Origin of the sequence: Kaistia defluvii (assembly GCF_026343955.1) — a bacterium.
Classification (GTDB): Bacteria; Pseudomonadota; Alphaproteobacteria; order Rhizobiales; family Kaistiaceae; genus Kaistia; species Kaistia defluvii.
Genome location: NZ_JAPKNI010000001.1, coordinates 46,329 through 61,884, shown reverse-complemented (window position 1 = coordinate 61,884; position 15,556 = coordinate 46,329). Strand labels below are relative to the sequence as shown.

Sequence of the window (15,556 nt, the reverse complement as noted above, 5' to 3'; positions counted from 1 at the left end):
GGTCGGATTCAGACTGGCTTGCCCACCGGGCCGCTCGTGTCATGCCGTTCGCTGTTTGCGGAAGTTCTTGCGGAACCAGCGTTCCTGCCTCTTGTTGCCCTTCACGAACGAAGCGCGGCCGGAGTCGAGATGCTGCAGCTGGGGCGCGGTCACACTCGAGTTCCTGCCATGGATCCGGTAACCGGACAGGGGCTCATTCAGCATGATGCTCCCGCCTTCGGTGTGGCAGAAGGGGGCCGCTGAGGCGTCGAGCGCGAATTTGACCTCGATCGGATCGCGGATCGCCTGCATCAGGCGCTCGATCTTCTGCCGGCGGTAGACGATCGAGGTTCCCGGATGCCAGAACCAGCGCCGCTGGCTCGGCGGGATCAGCGTCAGGGAGAGCTGCCGAGGGGTATCATGGTGGGTCGAGACCCGCGTCTCGACCCAGCCAGGCCGATCCGCTGCCGGCTTCTTCCACCAATGCGGCATGTTGCCCGCGACGATCGTCCCGTTTTGGTCGATCTGCAACGTGTCGCCGGTCGAGACGTCGGCGCCGTTGTTCAGCAGCAGATGCGCCCGAATGTGATGGCTGATGAAATGCGGAAACAGGAAATCGTCGGTGTCGAGGAAGGAGGCGAAGTCACCCGCAACCCGATGCTGCGTGAGAATGTGGTGCGCGGCGCCAAACTGGCCGATATTGCGCATCAGTTGAATGAAGCGGACCTGCGGATGCTGCTCGACAAAGGCGCTGATCAGCGAGGGGCTGTCGTCCTGCGAACCATTGTCGAGGACGATGATCTCCAGCCGCGGATAATCTTGCGCCACTGCGGATCGAAGCGCGGTCAGAAGATAGGTGGCATAGTTCCAGTTGATGGCGATGATCGTCACGAGCGGCAGGTTTTCGCTGCCGCTCACGCCGTAGGTCTGGCGCCACTCCGCCTCGTTCATGCAAGGATGCGACGCGCGGCCAGGGCCAGCGCGATGTAGCTCCAGCCGGTGAAGAGCAGCGAGATGCCAGCCAGCGTGCCGGGGACCCAGAGGCCGGAGAACGGATACTGAAGCAGGATGAAGAGGCCGGCCAGGAAGGCGATGATGCCGGCGGCGAGGATCCAGCCCCAGCCGTCCATCGGCCGGACCCGCATCGAAAGGGCGATCTGGAAAATGCCCTTGGCCATGAAGACGGACGCGATGATCAGGGTGAGCGCAACGCTGCCGACAACCGGCGACATGTAGATGGCGACGCCGCCGATCAGAATGACGATGCCGACGACCAGTTGCCAAAGGAAGCCGCCCCAGCCCTGGACGCTGAACGACTGGAAGATCTGGACCGCCCCGGCGATGACCAGCACGACCGCGAGGAAGATCGTGACGGTGACGCTGGAAATCAGCGGCATGGCGATGGCGCAGATGCCGCCGATCACGAACACGATGCCGAGAAACAGGAACCAGCCCCACTTTTCTCGTACGCTCGCCGAAAAGCTCTTGCTGGCTGTCAGATCCGCGGGCATTTCGCGTCCTCCCCTTGAACGATCCCAGTTCCCAAGGTTGCGACTCGGTTAAGTCCTGCAACCTGCTTCACGCAGTGCGAATATAGCGTGAGAGCTCTCTATGGGCTAGGAGAGGGCGAAATCAACATGATGCACGGACGCAATGGTCGCTTCTGAACTTCTCGTCGACGGGCCCGCCGTCATTCTCGTCGAACCGCAGCTTGGCGAGAACATCGGCACCGCCGCCCGCGCCATGGCGAATTTCGGTCTGCGCGATCTGCGCATCGTCAATCCGCGCGACGGCTGGCCGAGCGAGAGCGCGCGCCGCGCCGCCAGCCGCGCCGACCATGTCTTCGACCGCATCCGCCTGTTCCAGACGGTCGAGGAAGCCGTCGCCGATCTCGGTTATCTCGTCGCGACCACGGCCCGTTCGCGCGAGCTCGCCAAGGCGGTGCGCGGCCCCGCCGCCGCGGCCGGCATCATGCGCGGGCACATGGCCGGCGGGGTGAAGACCGGCATCCTGTTCGGACGCGAGCGCATCGGCCTCACCAATGAGGAGATCTCGCTCGCCGACGAGATCGTGACGCTGCCGATCGATCCGCAATTCGCCTCGCTCAACATCGCCCAGGCCGTGCTGATCCTCGCCTATGAATGGCGGCGCAGCGGGCTCGAGACGGAGGAGGCAGGGCTTCGCTTCACCACGCCGAACGACAGCCGCCCGGCGACCAAGCAGGAATTGATCGGCCTGTTCGAGCATCTGGAAGGCGCGCTCGACGCAGTCACCTTCTTCCGCCCGGTCGAGAAGCGGCCCGTCGTGGTGCAGACCTTGCGGGCCATGCTGCAGAAGGCCCAGTTCACCGAGGCCGATATCCGCACGCTGCGCGGCGTCGTCGCGGCGCTGGAAAACCGGCCGACCCGGCCGCGCCGCCGCGCCGATGGCACGGAAACCACCAGCCGCGAGGCCGAGGATTGAGCGCCAGGCTGCTGGTCTTCGATTCGGGCATAGGGGGCCTCTCGGTTCTGCGCGAGATCCGTCGCCAATTGCCGTCGGCCGACATCACTTATGTCGCGGATGATGCCGCCTTTCCCTACGGCGACTGGGAGGCCGGTCCGCTTTCCGATCATATCGTCGCTCTGATGGGGCGGTTGATCGAGCGCTTTGGGCCAGATGCGGTGGTGATCGCCTGCAATACGGCCTCGACGCTGGTGCTGCCGCCCCTGCGGGCGCTGCATGCGATCCCCTTCATCGGCACGGTTCCCGCGATCAAGCCGGCGGCGGAGCGTTCCGGCAGTCATGTCGTCGGGGTGCTGGCGACTCCCGGAACGATGAAGCGGGATTACACGCGCGACCTGATACGCAGCTTCGCGCGGGATTGCCACGTCCGGCTCGTCGGCTCGTCGGAGCTGGCGCCGTTGGCGGAAGCGGCGATGCGCGGCGACCCCGTCGACGATGCCGCCCTTCGCACCGAGATCGAGCCGGCCTTCATCGAGGTCGAGGGCAGGCGAACCGATACGATCGTACTCGCCTGCACGCATTATCCCTTCCTGATCGACCGGATGGAAGCCGTGGCGCCCTGGCCGGTGACCTGGATCGACCCCGCCGAGGCGATCGCGCGCCGGGTCCTGTCGGTCCTGTCCCTGACGGCCGAGCCGCCGGGCGCGCCGATGGCGGAGGGGCAGGCCTTCCTCACCTCGGGCAAGGCCTGGGCGCCTGCCCAATTGCGCCTGCTGTCGCAGTTCGGCCTGACCGGCGCGATCCTGGACTGAAACGAGCGCGGGCTCGCCGCGCCCGGGCGCGTCAGCCGCGATGGGCGTCCATCAGGATCTCGAAGGAACGCTTGCGGTCGGCCGGATCGTAGAAGTCCGTCGTGACGATCAGTTCGTCGGCACCGGTCTGCTCGATCACGGCCGCGAGCTTCTGCTTCACCGTCTCCGGGCCGCCGATGATCGCGACGCCGAGATGCGAGCGGACATAGGCTTCTTCGCGCGGCTCCCAGCGGCCTTCCATGCTGTCGACCGGCGGCATCAGCACGGTCGGCTGGCCGCGCACGAGATTGACCAGGCGCTGGTACTGCGTCGTCACCTGGTAATTCGCTGCCTCGTCGGTTTCGGCGGCAATGACGGGCAACCCGACCATCACATAGGGCTTCTCCAGATATTCGGACGGGCGGAAGAAGTGGCGGTAGGTCTCCAGCGCCTCCATCAGCCGCTGCGGCGCGAAATGGCTGGCGAAGGAGAAGGGCAGGCCGAGCAGCGCAGCGAGTTGGGCGCTGAAGGTCGAGGATCCGAGCAGCCAGACAGGTACGTTGGAACCCTCGCCGGGAACGGCGCGAAGCTTCTGGCCCTCGGCGGCGGGCCCCAGCAGCGCCAGGAGCTCCTGCACATTCTGCGGAAACGCATTGTCGTCGTCGGTCATGTCGCGGCGGAGCGCCCGCATCGTCATCGGGTCACCACCTGGCGCGCGGCCGAGGCCGAGGTCGATGCGCCCGGGATAGAGCGCTTCCAGCGTGCCGAACTGCTCGGCGATGACGAGCGGCGCATGGTTCGGCAGCATCACGCCGCCGGAGCCGACGCGGATCGTCGAGGTGCCGCCGGCGAGATAGCCGATCAGCACCGACGTCGCCGAACTGGCGATGCCCGGCATGTTGTGGTGCTCGGCCACCCAGAAGCGATTGTAGCCAAGCTTTTCGACATGGCGCGCCAGATCGAGCGAGTTGTTCAGCGCAGCGGCGACGGTGCCGTTCTGGCGAACCGGCGCGAGGTCGAGGACGGAGAGCGGAATGGGGGATGGCTGGGGCATGGATCGATCCGGTGGGGCAAATGTGACTTCCATGTGGGAAGCCGTGGCCGGATCGGGAAGGGCGGGCAACGAAATTTTTTGTATTGATCAGTACATAATTCTGTGCCCCTTTTCGCGGCGTCTGTGCGACGCTGAAGGCATGGCGGGCAGGCAAGGGATCTGGCGATGATCGGTTGGGGCATTCTGGGCACGGGGTTCATCTCCGATACCGTCGCGGACGCGATCGGCAAAAGCCCGGGGTCTCGGCTTGCCGCCGTTGCCGGTCGCGATGTCGCCCGCACCGAAGACTTCCGCGCCCGCTTCGGCGGGAACCGCGCCTATGGCGATGTCACCGAATTGCTCGCCGATCCCGCCGTCGACATCGTCTATGTCGGCCTGCCGAACCATCTGCACCACGGCTCCGTCGCCGAGGCGGCCGCGGCCGGCAAGGCGGTCCTCAGCGAAAAGTCGCTCTCGATCGACATGGAAAGGAGCCGCGCGCTGGTCGATGCGGTCGCGGCGAACGACGTCTTCTTCGTCGAGGGGCTGATGTATCTCGCCCACCCGCTGATCGCGCGTTTCGTCGATATTCTGAGGGATGGCAGGCTCGGGACCGTGAAGTCGATCCACGCCAGCTACGCGGCCGATATTCGGCAGGTCGTCAATCCGCAAGGCCGGGGCACGCTGTACAATCTTGGCTGCTATCCGGTCTCGCTGCTGCAACTCGCGGTGCAGACCGTGGCCGGCGAGGGGGCGTTCCGGGATCGCCGCCAGACCGGCACCGGCTCGATCTCCTCCCATGACGGCAATGTGAGCGAGGCGGCGCTGGCGGTTCGCTTCGGCAACGGCATTCTGGCGACCGTCCAGACCGCCGAGACCTATGGCATGCATCCGGATTTCATCGTCGTCGGCGACAAGGGCAGCCTGCGCTTCCTCGACAATCCCTGGCTGCCGCAGGCGGGCACCAGCCGGCTGCTGTTCACCGGCTTCGATGGCATCATCGAGGAGATCCGGGTCGACAGCGATGCGGACGCTTTCCTGCATCAGGTGCGAATGGTCGAGCGCAGCCTTGCCGCTGGCTCGAGGGTCGCGGACCGGCCTTCGCCGAGACCGGCGGACTCGATCGAGATCATGGAGATGCTGACCGAGTGGGAGGCGGATATCCGCAGCGCCTTCGCCTGAAGCGTCGGCGCTGCCCAATCTCAAGCCTTTCACGAGCTTTTTGACGCGGCGCGGCCGCAACCCTCAGGAGATTGCAATGGACCTCAAACTGTCGAACAAGACGGCGCTGGTGACCGGCTCGACCGGCGGGATCGGGCTGGCGATTGCCAGGACCCTGGCCGAGGAAGGCGCGGCCGTCATCGTCACCGGCCGCTCGGCCGAGTCGGTCGAGAGGACCGTGCAGGAGATTGGCGCGGCGCGCGGCATCGTCGCCGATCCCGCCACGGCCGAAGGCGCCGCCGCGCTGACCAGTGCCGTGCCCTCGATCGATATTCTCGTCAACAATCTCGGCATCTACGAAGTGAAGCCCTTCGCCGAGATCACCGACGCGGACTGGCTGCATTTCTTCGATGTCAACGTGCTCTCCGGCATCCGGCTGGCGCGGCACTATTTCCCGGCCATGCTCGAGCGCAACTGGGGCCGGATCATCTTCGTCTCCAGCGAATCGGCGCTGCAGGTGCCGCCGGACATGATCCACTACGGCATGACCAAGACGGCGCAGCTTTCCGTGGCGCGCGGTTTGGCCGAGCTCACCAAGGGCACCGCCGTAACGGTCAATTCCGTTTTGCCGGGGCCGACGCGTTCGGCCGGAATCGGCGATTTCCTGCGTTCCGTCTTCCCGGGAAATCCCGGCAGCGAGGCGGAACTGGAGAAGGAATTCTTCCGGCAGTATCGGTCGTCGTCGCTGCTGCAGCGGATGATCGATCCCAAGGAGATCGCCGCGCTGGTCGCCTATGTCGCGAGCCCGCTCGGGGCGGTCACGAATGGCGCGGCGCTGCGGGTTGAAGGCGGATTGCTGATGTCGGCTACCTGAGGCGGCGAACCGTCTCCGACATTTGACTCCTCGGGGCTTCTCCTCTACACCCCGGCCCATCGCGTCGGCTCGTTCGGGCCGGCGTGGTATTTCACGCACCCGCGGAAACGTTCTTCGTTTCCTGTCGGCCGGCCCAAAAGACCGGCAGAGGAGGGCACGTGTCCCTGTAACTCGTATCCAAGGGATATGCGATGTCGAAGCGTGCTTCGTCTAAACACAAGATTGACCGCCGTCTTGGCGAAAACCTCTGGGGTCGCCCCAAGTCTCCGGTCAACAAGCGCGAATACGGCCCCGGCCAGCATGGCCAGCGCCGCAAGGGCAAGGTTTCCGATTACGGTACCCAGCTCCGCGCCAAGCAGAAGCTCAAGGGCTACTACGGCAACATCTCCGAGAAGCAGTTCCGGAAGATCTATGCCGATGCGACCCGTCGCAAGGGCGATTCGTCGGAGAACCTGATCGGCCTCCTCGAGTGCCGTCTGGACGCGATCGTCTATCGCGCCAAGTTCGTCCCGACCGTGTTCGCCGCGCGCCAGTTCATCTCGCACGGTCACATCAAGGTCAACGGCCGCCGCGTCAACATTCCGTCCTTCCAGGCGAAGGTCGGCGATGTGATCGAGGTCAAGGAAGCTTCGCGTCAGCTGACGATCGTCCTCGAGGCGACCCAGCTCGCTGAGCGTGACGTTCCCGACTACATCGAAGTCGATCATCACAAGATGAGCGCCAAGTTCTCGCGCGTGCCGGCTCTGGCCGACGTGCCGTATCCGGTTCACATGGAACCGAACCTGGTCGTCGAATTCTATTCGCGCTGATCCGTCAGCGTTATCGAGTTCTGGAAAAGGCCGCCTTCGGGCGGCCTTTTCTTTTTGCGGCCGTCTCGATCGACATTTCCGACCTTCGGATTGGCGGTTGGGCGGCGTATCAAGGACGAATCCGGCCGAGAGGGTGCGACATGACCGAAATCGGGATCGAGACGCGGCGCGGGGGCGATCTCGTCGGCTTCGCGGCCATCGCCACGACGATCATCGGCTGGGCATCGGCCTTCGCGGCCATCCGCGTGGGTCTTACCGCGCTGACGCCGGTCGAACTGGCCGCCGCGCGCTATCTCGCCGCCGCCGTTCCGGCCGCCCTCTATCTGCTCGTCGCCCGGCCACCGCTGCCTTCGCTCCGGGATTTCCTGCGCCTGATCGTCATCGGCGTGCTGTTCATCGCCGCCTATGCGGTGCTGCTCAACACCGGCGAGCAGACGATTGCGGCAGGGCCCGCCTCGTTCATCATCCAGATCAATCCGATCATCGTGGCGCTGATCGCGATGCCGCTGCTCGGCGAGCGCTTCGGGCTCGGCGGTTGGGTCGGCACGCTGGTGTCGTTCCTGGGCGTCGGGCTGATCGCCTATGGCAGCGGCGACGGGCTCGGGCTGAATATCGGGGCGCTGCTGATCCTCGGCGCGGCGCTTTGCACCTCGGTCTCGACCATCCTGCAGAAGCCGCTCTTGGCGCGCATGCCGGCGCTGGCTGTCACCGCCTGGGTGCTGCTTCTTGGTAGCCTTCCGTTAACCCCGGCGATCCCCGACACGCTGGCCGCGCTGAAACTGGCGCCCCCCGCCGTCCTCTGGTCGATCGCCTATCTCGTCGTGCTGCCCACCGTCATCGGCTACCTGACCTGGGCGATCGCGCTGAAGCGCTTCCCGGCCTCGCGCGCCTCCAACTTCCTTTACTGCATCGCCCCGACTGCGACGCTGATCGGCTATCTGTGGCTCGGCGAAGTGCCGTCGCTCATCAGCCTGCTCGGCGGCGCCATGGCGATCGGCGGCGTCGTCATCGTCAATCTCGTCCGCCGGCGATAGGGTCGCGGGCGTTTGGGCTTGCCGGGCGGCTCGCGAAGCGGCATCAAGGCGACAACAGCCGGAACCCACACACCATGACCGAACTGCTCGACATCGCCCGCCGCATCGCGGCCTCGGACCCGCTGGAGGCGGAGAGCAGCGACGCGTGCCATCCGATGTTCCGCAAGGGGCCGGACAGCGTCGAGTTCGGCAAGCTGCGCAAGCGGCTGATCCGGCAGGTGCGGCAGGCGCTGGACGATTTCGCCATGGTGCGGCCGGGCGATCGCTGGCTGGTCTGCCTCTCCGGCGGCAAGGATTCCTACACGCTGCTGGCGCTGCTGCTCGATCTGAAATGGCGCGGCATGCTGCCGGTCGACCTGCTCGCCTGCAATCTCGACCAGGCGCAGCCCGGATTTCCGGCCGAGATCCTGCCCAATTACCTGACCGACCTCGGCGTGCCGCACCGGATCGAGCGGCAGGACACCTATTCGATCGTCACGTCCAAGATCGAGCCCGGCAAGACTTATTGCGCGCTCTGCTCCCGGCTGCGGCGCGGTCATCTCTACCGGATCGCGCGGGAGGAGGGGTGCCAGGCCGTGGTGCTCGGCCATCACCGCGAGGACATTCTCGAGACGTTCTTCCTCAACCTGTTCCATGGCGGCAAGCTCGCCTCCATGCCGCCGAAGCTGCTGAACGAGGAGGGCGACCGGCTGGTGCTGCGGCCGCTCGCCTATGCGGCTGAGGACGACATTGCCCGCTTCGCCACGGCGATGCAGTTTCCGATCATTCCCTGCGACCTCTGCGGCTCGCAGGAGGGCCTGCAGCGCAATGTCGTCAAGCAGATGCTGGCCGACTGGGAAAAGCAGACGCCCGGCCGCAAGGAAATCATGCTGCGGGCGCTCGGCAAGGCGAACCCGTCGCATCTGCTCGACCGCAACCTGTTCGACTTCGAAAGCCTGGTCGGCAAGGGGTAGCCAGCAGCCGCGCGCCTATCCCGCCGTCGTCAGCCAGAGCGCCAGAAGCGCGCCGATCAGGGCCGGCGGCATGACGAGGATGCCGAGCTTCAGGAAGGTCCAGGCGCCGACGCGCTGGCCCTCGCGCCGCAGCGCGACCAACCAAAGGATCGTCGCCAGCGAACCGGTGATCGAAAGGTTCGGTCCGAGATCGACGCCGACCAGTACCGCGCTGGTGACCGAATGCGGCAGCTGCGCCGCCTCGATGGTCGCACCGGCGATCAGGCCGGTCGGCAGGTTGTTGAGCAGATTGCTGGCGATGGCGACGATGATGCCGGCGCCCGTCGCGGCCCAGCCGATCGAATGCGCCGCCCATTGCTGGGCCAAGCGTGCCAGCGCGTCGATGACGCCGGTCAATTGCAGCGCCTCGACCAGCACGAACAGGCCCGCCACCAGCGGCAGCACGCCCCAGGAAATGTCCCGCAGCACCGGCCAGGGCGACTGCCGGCTGCCGAGCAGGATGCCGGCGGCGGTCAGCGTTCCGGCGATGAAGGTCGGCAGGCCGAGCTGCCAGTCGAGCGCGGAAGCGACCAGCAGCACGAGCGCCGTCGCGCCGATGCCGCCGGCCGCGAGCTTGCCGCCGAAGGTCAGGACGACGGGCGGGATGTCCGTTCTCAGCCTGTCCGGGATGGACCGGCGCAGCGTCAGTCGCAGCATCAGATAGGTCAGGCCGATCGCGGCGATCGAGGGCAGGGTGAAGGTCGCGAGCCAAGAGGTGAGCGGCGGCATCTGGCTGCCGAAGATCACCAGATTGGCCGGGTTGGAGATTGGCAGCACGAAGCTCGCGGCATTGGCGATGAAGGCGCAGATGAACAGGTAGGGCAGCGGCTCGGCGTCGGCGGCGCGGGCGGCGGCATAGACGGCCGGCGTCAGCACGACGGCGGTGGCGTCGTTCGACAGGAAGACCGTGACGACGATGCCGACGACATAGATCAGCCAGAACAGGCGCGTGCCCGAGCCGCGCGCTTGGCGGACCGCCAGCGTTGCCAGCCAGTCGAACAGACCTTCCTTCCGCGCCAGCTCGGCCAGAAGCATCATGCCGATCAGGAAGAGATAGACGTCGCTGCCGCGGCCGATGCCTTCCAGCGCGGCCGAGAGCGGCATCAGCCCGAACAGCACCAGCAGGGCGGCGCCGCCAAACGCCCAGATCGCCTCCGGCAGGTTCCAGGGACGCACCAGGACGCCCCCGAGAGAGATGGCGGCAATGCTCCAGATGGCGACGGGCGCACCCATGGTCAGGTCTCGTGCTTGGCGGGGAAACGGTTGTCGGGAGGCGGCTTCCGCCGTCGCCCGCACGCTTGTGCCATATCCACAGCGGCGCTTCCATGCGGCGTTGCGCACTTTCGCTCCCGTCTTGAGCCGGGCTCGAGACCCATGCGGAGGCGGCGGAGGCCAGCCGGGCCGATCGCCTCGGCGCGTCCATCGTCGTGGATCAGTCGGCCCGGCGCCACTTCGTCATCGTCACCCTCGCGATCGCCCGTCGCTGAGCCGAGCCGACAAAAAAAGCGGCGCAACGTGCGCCGCTTTCGCGAGATCTTCGTGTCGGTCAGCGCATCACGCAACGATGCTGCCGGCCGTCATAGCCGGTATAGGTGCCGGTACGCGGATTGAACGACCGGTAGCGGTTCGAGCAGTAGGCGATGTAGTCGTCGCCGGCATAATAGCGCGGCTGATTGGCCGAATTGGCGATCATGGCGCCGGCCGCCAGGCCGATGATGCCGGCAGCCGCAGCGCCGCCCCAATTGTTGTTGTCGCGGTAATAGTAGCCGCGGTTGCCATAGTAGCGACGGTCGTTGCGGTAGCCATGGTGGCCGCGCCAGTGGCCACCGCGATGACGGCGCCAATCCTTGCCACCATGCCAGCCCCTGTGGTCCGCGACCTGGAAGGATCCGTCAGACCTCACGCTCGACTGAGCCTGCGCCGTTGCCGGCACGGCCAGGAAAGACGTAGCAACAACCGATGCAATCAGGCTCGCCTTCAGAACATTCTTCATCTTCGTCAGCATTGGATCGCTCCTCAAAGGTCGAGTGAAGGACCGTGGGCAGGATCGACACACGGTTGGCATCAAAGACAGACGGTCCATTGGATGACTTACCAACGTTGAACGCAGGAGATAGTTCCTTCCGTCGAACATTCCTTGTGACGCGGGAGATTATTTCAGTCCGGCTACGGGAAACCCCGCGCGGGGGCATCGGGACGGAACGCGGCGCAAAGAAAAACCGCGCGGGACGGCGTCACGCGCGGTTTAATGGGGTCGCGGAAAGAAAAGGATCAGGCCGACTTGGCGACCGTGATGCCCTTTTCCGTCAGGAAGGTCTGCATTTCACCGGCCTGGAACATCTCGCGGATGATGTCGCAGCCGCCGACGAACTCGCCCTTGACGTAGAGCTGCGGAATGGTCGGCCAGTTGGAGAAGTCCTTGATGCCCTGGCGGATTTCCGGGTCGGCGAGCACGTTGATGCCCTTGTAGTCGACGCCGAGGAAATCGAGGATCTGGACGACCTGGCCGGAAAAACCGCACTGCGGGAAGGCCGGCGTGCCCTTCAGGAAGAGCACGACATCGTTGGAGCTGACTTCGTTCTGGATAAGGGCGTGGATATCGCTCATCTCAACTATTTCCTTTTTGCCGGCCGCTGGCCGATCTCAATCCGGAGCGCTGGTCTGCAGGGCGAGCGCGTGGAGGACGCCGCCCATGTTTCCCTTGAGCGCAGCGTAGATCATCTGGTGCTGCTGTACGCGGTTCTTTCCGCGAAAAGCCTCGGACACAACTTCGGCAGCATAATGGTCACCGTCACCCGCGAGATCGCGGATCGTGACCGTCGCGTCCGGGAGAGCCTCCTTGATCAGAGCCTCAATGTCGCGTGCGTCCATTGCCATCAGTCAATCCCCTCAGCCGTCGGTATGGTAGGTCTGCCGATCACTCGGCGGCGGCCATGAATTCAGGGAACCAATTCTCATGGCCCTGCTTCAGCTTTGCAACAGATATGGTGGCGATGTCAGCGACATCCAACACCTCGCCGCCGACCGTGCCCAGAACCCGGGCTTCGACACCGGCTTCCGCCGCCGCTGCCGTCACCGCATCGAGCACCGACGGGTCGACGGTCACGACATAGCGGGCCTGGTCCTCGCCGAACAGGAAGCCATGCGGAGTCGCAGCGCTTTCCGGCACCTTGACCGAAGCGCCGAGGCCGCGCGCCATCGCCATTTCGGCGAGGGCGACCAGCAGGCCGCCATCGGAAATGTCGTGGCAGGCGGTGACGAGACGGCTGCGGATGATGCCGCGCACGAAATCACCGGTGCGGCGTTCCTCGGCGAGGTCGACCGGCGGCGGGGCGCCTTCCTCGCGGCCGAGGATCTCGCGCAGATAGACCGACTGGCCGAGATGGTGGCCGTCGCGGCCGATCTGGACGATGACGTCGCCGGCATGCTTGAAGGCGACCGTCGCCATGACGTCGATATCCGGCAGCAGGCCGACGCCGCCGATTGCCGGAGTCGGCAGGATGCCGACGCCATTGGTCTCGTTGTAGAGCGAGACATTGCCGGAGACGATCGGGAAGTCGAGCGCGCGGCACGCAGCGCCGATGCCCTCGATCGCGCCGACCAGTTGGCCCATGATCTCGGGCTTTTCCGGATTGCCGAAATTGAGGTTGTCGGTGGCGGCGAGCGGTTCGGCACCGACGGCCGACAGGTTGCGCCAGCATTCGGCGATCGCCTGCTTGCCGCCTTCGAACGGATCCGCCTCGCAATAGCGCGGGGACACGTCGAGCGTGAAGGCGAGGCCCTTCCTGTCGTGGCCCTCGACGCGGATGACGGCGGCGTCGCCGCCCGGCTTCTGCGCGGTGTTGCCCTGGATCAGGTGGTCATACTGCTCCCAGACCCAGCGGCGCGAGGCCATGTCGGGGGAGGAGACCAGCTTCAGCAGCGCCTCGGCATAATCGTTCGGCTCGGCGACGTCCTCGGCCTTGAGCACGGCGGGAACCGGGCGGCGGACGAAGGGGCGGTCATATTCCGGCGCTTCGTCGCCCAGTTCCTTGATCGGCAGGTCGGCGACGACGGCGCCCTTGTGCAGGATGCGGAAGCGCAGGTCGTCCGTGGTCCAGCCGACGATGGCGAAGTCGAGCCCCCATTTGTGGAAGATCGCCTCGGCTTCCTTCTCCTGCTCGGGGCGCAGCACCATCAGCATGCGCTCCTGGCTTTCCGAGAGCATCATCTCGTAGGCCGTCATGTTGGCTTCGCGGCAGGGGACCTTGTCGAGGTCGAGCTCGATGCCGAGGTCGCCCTTGGCGCCCATCTCGACGGCCGAGCAGGTGAGGCCGGCGGCGCCCATGTCCTGGATGGCGATGACCGCACCGGTCTTCATCAGTTCGAGGCAGGCTTCCAGCAGCAGCTTCTCGCCGAAGGGGTCGCCGACCTGCACGGTCGGGCGCTTCTCCTCGATCGACTCGTCGAACTCGGCCGAGGCCATGGTCGCGCCGCCGACGCCGTCGCGGCCGGTCTTCGAGCCGAGATAGACGACGGGGAGGCCGACGCCTTCCGCCTTCGAATAGAAGATCTTGTCCGCGTCGGCGAGGCCGGCGGCAAAGGCATTGACCAGGATGTTGCCGTTGTAGCGCTCGTGGAAGTTCACTTCGCCGCCGACCGTCGGCACGCCGAAGGAATTGCCATAGCCGCCGACGCCGGAGACGACGCCGGAAACGAGATGGCGGGTCTTGGGATGATCCGGCGAACCGAAGCGCAGCGCGTTCATCGCCGCGACCGGGCGCGCGCCCATGGTGAAGACGTCGCGCAGGATGCCGCCGACGCCCGTCGCCGCGCCCTGGTAGGGCTCGATGAAGGAGGGGTGGTTGTGGCTCTCCATCTTGAAGATGATCGCCTGGCCGTCATCGATGTCGACCACGCCGGCATTCTCGCCGGGGCCGCAGATGACGCGCGGGCCGGTGGTCGGCAGGGTGCGCAGCCACTTCTTGGACGATTTGTAGGAGCAATGCTCGTTCCACATCGCCGAGAAGATGCCGAGTTCGGTGAGCGTCGGCACGCGGCCGATCAGATCGAGGATGCGCTGATATTCGTCGGGCTTGAGGCCATGGCTGGCGACGAGTTCGGGCGTGATCGGCGTGTCGTTCTGGAGCACGGAAACCTCAGGGGCAATCGGGTCGCGGACCGGCGGGCGGTCGGGATCTTGGCTGTCGGGATCAGTCGGGCGAAAGTCAGGCGACGGCGGAAAGCGCTGCCTCGAACAGCGGCCGGCCGTCGGTGCCGCCATTCAGCGGCTCGATCAGGTTTTCGGGATGCGGCATCATGCCGAGGATGTTGCGCTTCTCCGAAAGGACGCCGGCAATGTCGTCAACCGACCCGTTGGGATTGGCGACATAGCGGAAGGCGATGCGATCCTCGCCCTTCAGGCGGGCCAGCGTCTCGTCGTCGGTGCGGTAGTTGCCGTCGCCATGCGCGACCGGCGAGCGGATCACCTGGCCCTTGGCGTAGCCGCGCGTGAACTGGCTCGCCGTCGTCTCGACGCGCAGCTCGACTTCCTTGCAGATGAACTTGAGCCCGGCATTGCGCATCAGCACGCCCGGCAGCAGGCCCGCCTCGCACAGGATCTGGAAGCCGTTGCAGACGCCGAGAACGGCGACGCCGCGTTCGGCCTCGCGGGCGATGGCGCCCATGATCGGCTCGCGCGCGGCGATCGCGCCGGAGCGCAGATAGTCGCCATAGGAGAAGCCGCCGGGGATGACGATCAGGTCGACCTTGGGCAGGTCATGGTCCCCGTGCCAGACGGTGACGGGCCGGTGGCCGGTGATCTTCTCGATCGCCGCGACCATGTCGCGCTCGCGATTGGATCCGGGGAAGACGACGACAGCGGATTTCATGGGCGATCCCAAATCAAAGTTGCTCAGGGCTGGGCGGGGGAGGAGAGCTCCAGCCGCCGCTCGATGCGATCAAATCGAGTCTCGTACCGCGCAAGGATGCCGTAGATGTTGTGGACGTCCTGCTGCAGCGAGATCATGTGGCCGCGATAGGCCTGCATTTCGCCGCGGAGCTCATCGATCTTGGCATCTGTCTTGATCTGACGTTCCTGAACGGACTTCAGAATTTCGAGCATGGGCTCGAGGGATGCGTCGACCATGATGGCTTCCTTTTGCGGCAAAAGCTCAGTCCACGATCTCCACACGATAGTTCTCGATGACCGTATTGGCCAGAAGCTTGGCGGCCATGGCTTCGAGCTCGGTCTTGGCCTTGGCGGCATCGGTCGATTCGACCTCGATGTCGAACACCTTGCCCTGGCGGACGCTGCCGACGCCGGCAAAGCCCAACGCGCCGAGGGCGCCTTCGATTGCCTTGCCCTGGGGGTCCAGAACGCCGTTCTTCAGGGTGACGGTGACGCGGGCCTTCATCGATAACTCCAAGTCGGGGTAGGGAAAGTCGAGAGATCCAGAA

The 15,556-nt window shown here is 65.6% G+C and carries 18 protein-coding genes; 7 read left to right on the top strand and 11 right to left on the bottom strand.

Annotation, left to right across the window (positions count from 1 at the left end; genetic code table 11):
• Positions 1-39: 39 nt before the first annotated feature.
• Both OSH10_RS00335 and OSH10_RS00330 read right to left on the bottom strand, forming a co-directional pair.
• The gene (locus OSH10_RS00335) at positions 40-930 is read right to left on the bottom strand and encodes a glycosyltransferase family 2 protein (RefSeq protein ID WP_266329457.1); all 891 of its coding nucleotides are present in this window, start codon (positions 928-930) and stop codon (positions 40-42) included.
• Positions 927-1,490: an HdeD family acid-resistance protein gene (locus tag OSH10_RS00330; protein ID WP_266329456.1), complete on the bottom strand. Its 564-nt coding sequence runs from the start codon at positions 1,488-1,490 to the stop codon at positions 927-929. Before OSH10_RS00330 ends, OSH10_RS00335 begins: the two co-directional genes overlap by 4 nt.
• Before the next feature lie 142 nt (positions 1,491-1,632).
• On the opposite strand from OSH10_RS00330, the gene OSH10_RS00325 reads away from it, so the two are divergent.
• Positions 1,633-2,442 carry an RNA methyltransferase gene (locus OSH10_RS00325; RefSeq protein ID WP_266329454.1) on the top strand — a complete coding sequence of 270 codons (810 nt, stop codon included), beginning with the start codon at positions 1,633-1,635 and terminating at the stop codon, positions 2,440-2,442.
• Positions 2,439-3,236: a glutamate racemase gene (gene murI, locus OSH10_RS00320; RefSeq protein ID WP_266329453.1), complete on the top strand. Its 798-nt coding sequence runs from the start codon at positions 2,439-2,441 to the stop codon at positions 3,234-3,236. Before OSH10_RS00325 ends, murI begins: the two co-directional genes overlap by 4 nt.
• Positions 3,237-3,267: 31 nt before the next feature.
• On the opposite strand, the gene OSH10_RS00315 is transcribed toward murI, so the two are convergent.
• Complete coding sequence (locus OSH10_RS00315; protein ID WP_266329452.1) at positions 3,268-4,269, bottom strand: LLM class flavin-dependent oxidoreductase; 1,002 nt, start codon at positions 4,267-4,269, stop codon at positions 3,268-3,270.
• Between the two features lie 165 nt (positions 4,270-4,434).
• On the opposite strand from OSH10_RS00315, the gene OSH10_RS00310 reads away from it, so the two are divergent.
• The 5 genes from OSH10_RS00310 to ttcA all read left to right on the top strand — a co-directional run bounded on the left by OSH10_RS00310 (position 4,435) and on the right by ttcA (position 9,079).
• The gene (locus OSH10_RS00310; protein WP_266329451.1) at positions 4,435-5,430 is read left to right on the top strand and encodes a Gfo/Idh/MocA family protein; all 996 of its coding nucleotides are present in this window, start codon (positions 4,435-4,437) and stop codon (positions 5,428-5,430) included.
• A 76-nt stretch (positions 5,431-5,506) separates the two neighbouring features.
• A complete protein-coding gene (locus OSH10_RS00305; RefSeq protein WP_266329450.1) occupies positions 5,507-6,283 on the top strand; it encodes an SDR family NAD(P)-dependent oxidoreductase in 777 nt (258 codons plus the stop codon).
• A gap of 191 nt (positions 6,284-6,474) precedes the next feature.
• The gene (rpsD, locus tag OSH10_RS00300) at positions 6,475-7,092 is read left to right on the top strand and encodes a 30S ribosomal protein S4 (protein ID WP_266329449.1); all 618 of its coding nucleotides are present in this window, start codon (positions 6,475-6,477) and stop codon (positions 7,090-7,092) included.
• A gap of 140 nt (positions 7,093-7,232) precedes the next feature.
• Positions 7,233-8,126, top strand: a complete 894-nt coding sequence (locus tag OSH10_RS00295; RefSeq protein ID WP_266329448.1) for a DMT family transporter — start codon at positions 7,233-7,235, stop codon at positions 8,124-8,126.
• Positions 8,127-8,281: 155 nt separating this feature from the next.
• The gene (gene ttcA / locus OSH10_RS00290; protein WP_266330344.1) at positions 8,282-9,079 is read left to right on the top strand and encodes a tRNA 2-thiocytidine(32) synthetase TtcA; all 798 of its coding nucleotides are present in this window, start codon (positions 8,282-8,284) and stop codon (positions 9,077-9,079) included.
• 15 nt (positions 9,080-9,094) lie between these two features.
• On the opposite strand, the gene OSH10_RS00285 is transcribed toward ttcA, so the two are convergent.
• From OSH10_RS00285 to purS, 8 genes are all read right to left on the bottom strand, one after another.
• Complete coding sequence (locus tag OSH10_RS00285) at positions 9,095-10,351, bottom strand: arsenic transporter (protein ID WP_266329447.1); 1,257 nt, start codon at positions 10,349-10,351, stop codon at positions 9,095-9,097.
• 313 nt (positions 10,352-10,664) lie between these two features.
• On the bottom strand, positions 10,665-11,123 hold the full coding sequence (locus OSH10_RS00280) for a BA14K family protein (protein WP_266329446.1): 459 nt from the start codon (positions 11,121-11,123) through the stop codon (positions 10,665-10,667).
• Positions 11,124-11,389: 266 nt separating this feature from the next.
• Positions 11,390-11,725: a Grx4 family monothiol glutaredoxin gene (grxD, locus tag OSH10_RS00275; RefSeq protein WP_266329445.1), complete on the bottom strand. Its 336-nt coding sequence runs from the start codon at positions 11,723-11,725 to the stop codon at positions 11,390-11,392.
• Between the two features lie 36 nt (positions 11,726-11,761).
• Positions 11,762-11,995: a BolA family protein gene (locus tag OSH10_RS00270; RefSeq protein ID WP_266329444.1), complete on the bottom strand. Its 234-nt coding sequence runs from the start codon at positions 11,993-11,995 to the stop codon at positions 11,762-11,764.
• 40 nt (positions 11,996-12,035) lie between these two features.
• Positions 12,036-14,249, bottom strand: a complete 2,214-nt coding sequence (purL, locus tag OSH10_RS00265) for a phosphoribosylformylglycinamidine synthase subunit PurL (protein WP_266329443.1) — start codon at positions 14,247-14,249, stop codon at positions 12,036-12,038.
• Positions 14,250-14,325: 76 nt separating this feature from the next.
• Complete coding sequence (gene purQ / locus OSH10_RS00260) at positions 14,326-14,988, bottom strand: phosphoribosylformylglycinamidine synthase subunit PurQ (RefSeq protein ID WP_266329442.1); 663 nt, start codon at positions 14,986-14,988, stop codon at positions 14,326-14,328.
• Positions 14,989-15,011: 23 nt separating this feature from the next.
• Positions 15,012-15,245: a hypothetical protein gene (locus OSH10_RS00255; protein WP_266329441.1), complete on the bottom strand. Its 234-nt coding sequence runs from the start codon at positions 15,243-15,245 to the stop codon at positions 15,012-15,014.
• A gap of 25 nt (positions 15,246-15,270) precedes the next feature.
• On the bottom strand, positions 15,271-15,513 hold the full coding sequence (purS, locus tag OSH10_RS00250; protein WP_266329440.1) for a phosphoribosylformylglycinamidine synthase subunit PurS: 243 nt from the start codon (positions 15,511-15,513) through the stop codon (positions 15,271-15,273).
• Between the last annotated feature and the right edge of the window lie 43 nt (positions 15,514-15,556).

Coding starts and splice junctions, on each gene's coding strand:
- purQ (WP_266329442.1), bottom strand. CDS start 14,988: ATGAAATCCGCTGTCGTCGTCTTCCCCGGATCCAATCGCGAGCGCGAC.
- ttcA (WP_266330344.1), top strand. CDS start 8,282: ATGTTCCGCAAGGGGCCGGACAGCGTCGAGTTCGGCAAGCTGCGCAAG.
- rpsD (WP_266329449.1), top strand. CDS start 6,475: ATGTCGAAGCGTGCTTCGTCTAAACACAAGATTGACCGCCGTCTTGGC.
- OSH10_RS00330 (WP_266329456.1), bottom strand. CDS start 1,490: ATGCCCGCGGATCTGACAGCCAGCAAGAGCTTTTCGGCGAGCGTACGA.
- OSH10_RS00255 (WP_266329441.1), bottom strand. CDS start 15,245: ATGGTCGACGCATCCCTCGAGCCCATGCTCGAAATTCTGAAGTCCGTT.
- OSH10_RS00310 (WP_266329451.1), top strand. CDS start 4,435: ATGATCGGTTGGGGCATTCTGGGCACGGGGTTCATCTCCGATACCGTC.
- OSH10_RS00305 (WP_266329450.1), top strand. CDS start 5,507: ATGGACCTCAAACTGTCGAACAAGACGGCGCTGGTGACCGGCTCGACC.
- OSH10_RS00335 (WP_266329457.1), bottom strand. CDS start 930: ATGAACGAGGCGGAGTGGCGCCAGACCTACGGCGTGAGCGGCAGCGAA.
- purS (WP_266329440.1), bottom strand. CDS start 15,513: ATGAAGGCCCGCGTCACCGTCACCCTGAAGAACGGCGTTCTGGACCCC.
- OSH10_RS00295 (WP_266329448.1), top strand. CDS start 7,233: ATGACCGAAATCGGGATCGAGACGCGGCGCGGGGGCGATCTCGTCGGC.
- OSH10_RS00280 (WP_266329446.1), bottom strand. CDS start 11,123: ATGCTGACGAAGATGAAGAATGTTCTGAAGGCGAGCCTGATTGCATCG.
- OSH10_RS00325 (WP_266329454.1), top strand. CDS start 1,633: ATGGTCGCTTCTGAACTTCTCGTCGACGGGCCCGCCGTCATTCTCGTC.
- grxD (WP_266329445.1), bottom strand. CDS start 11,725: ATGAGCGATATCCACGCCCTTATCCAGAACGAAGTCAGCTCCAACGAT.
- OSH10_RS00315 (WP_266329452.1), bottom strand. CDS start 4,269: ATGCCCCAGCCATCCCCCATTCCGCTCTCCGTCCTCGACCTCGCGCCG.
- OSH10_RS00285 (WP_266329447.1), bottom strand. CDS start 10,351: ATGGGTGCGCCCGTCGCCATCTGGAGCATTGCCGCCATCTCTCTCGGG.
- OSH10_RS00270 (WP_266329444.1), bottom strand. CDS start 11,995: ATGGCAATGGACGCACGCGACATTGAGGCTCTGATCAAGGAGGCTCTC.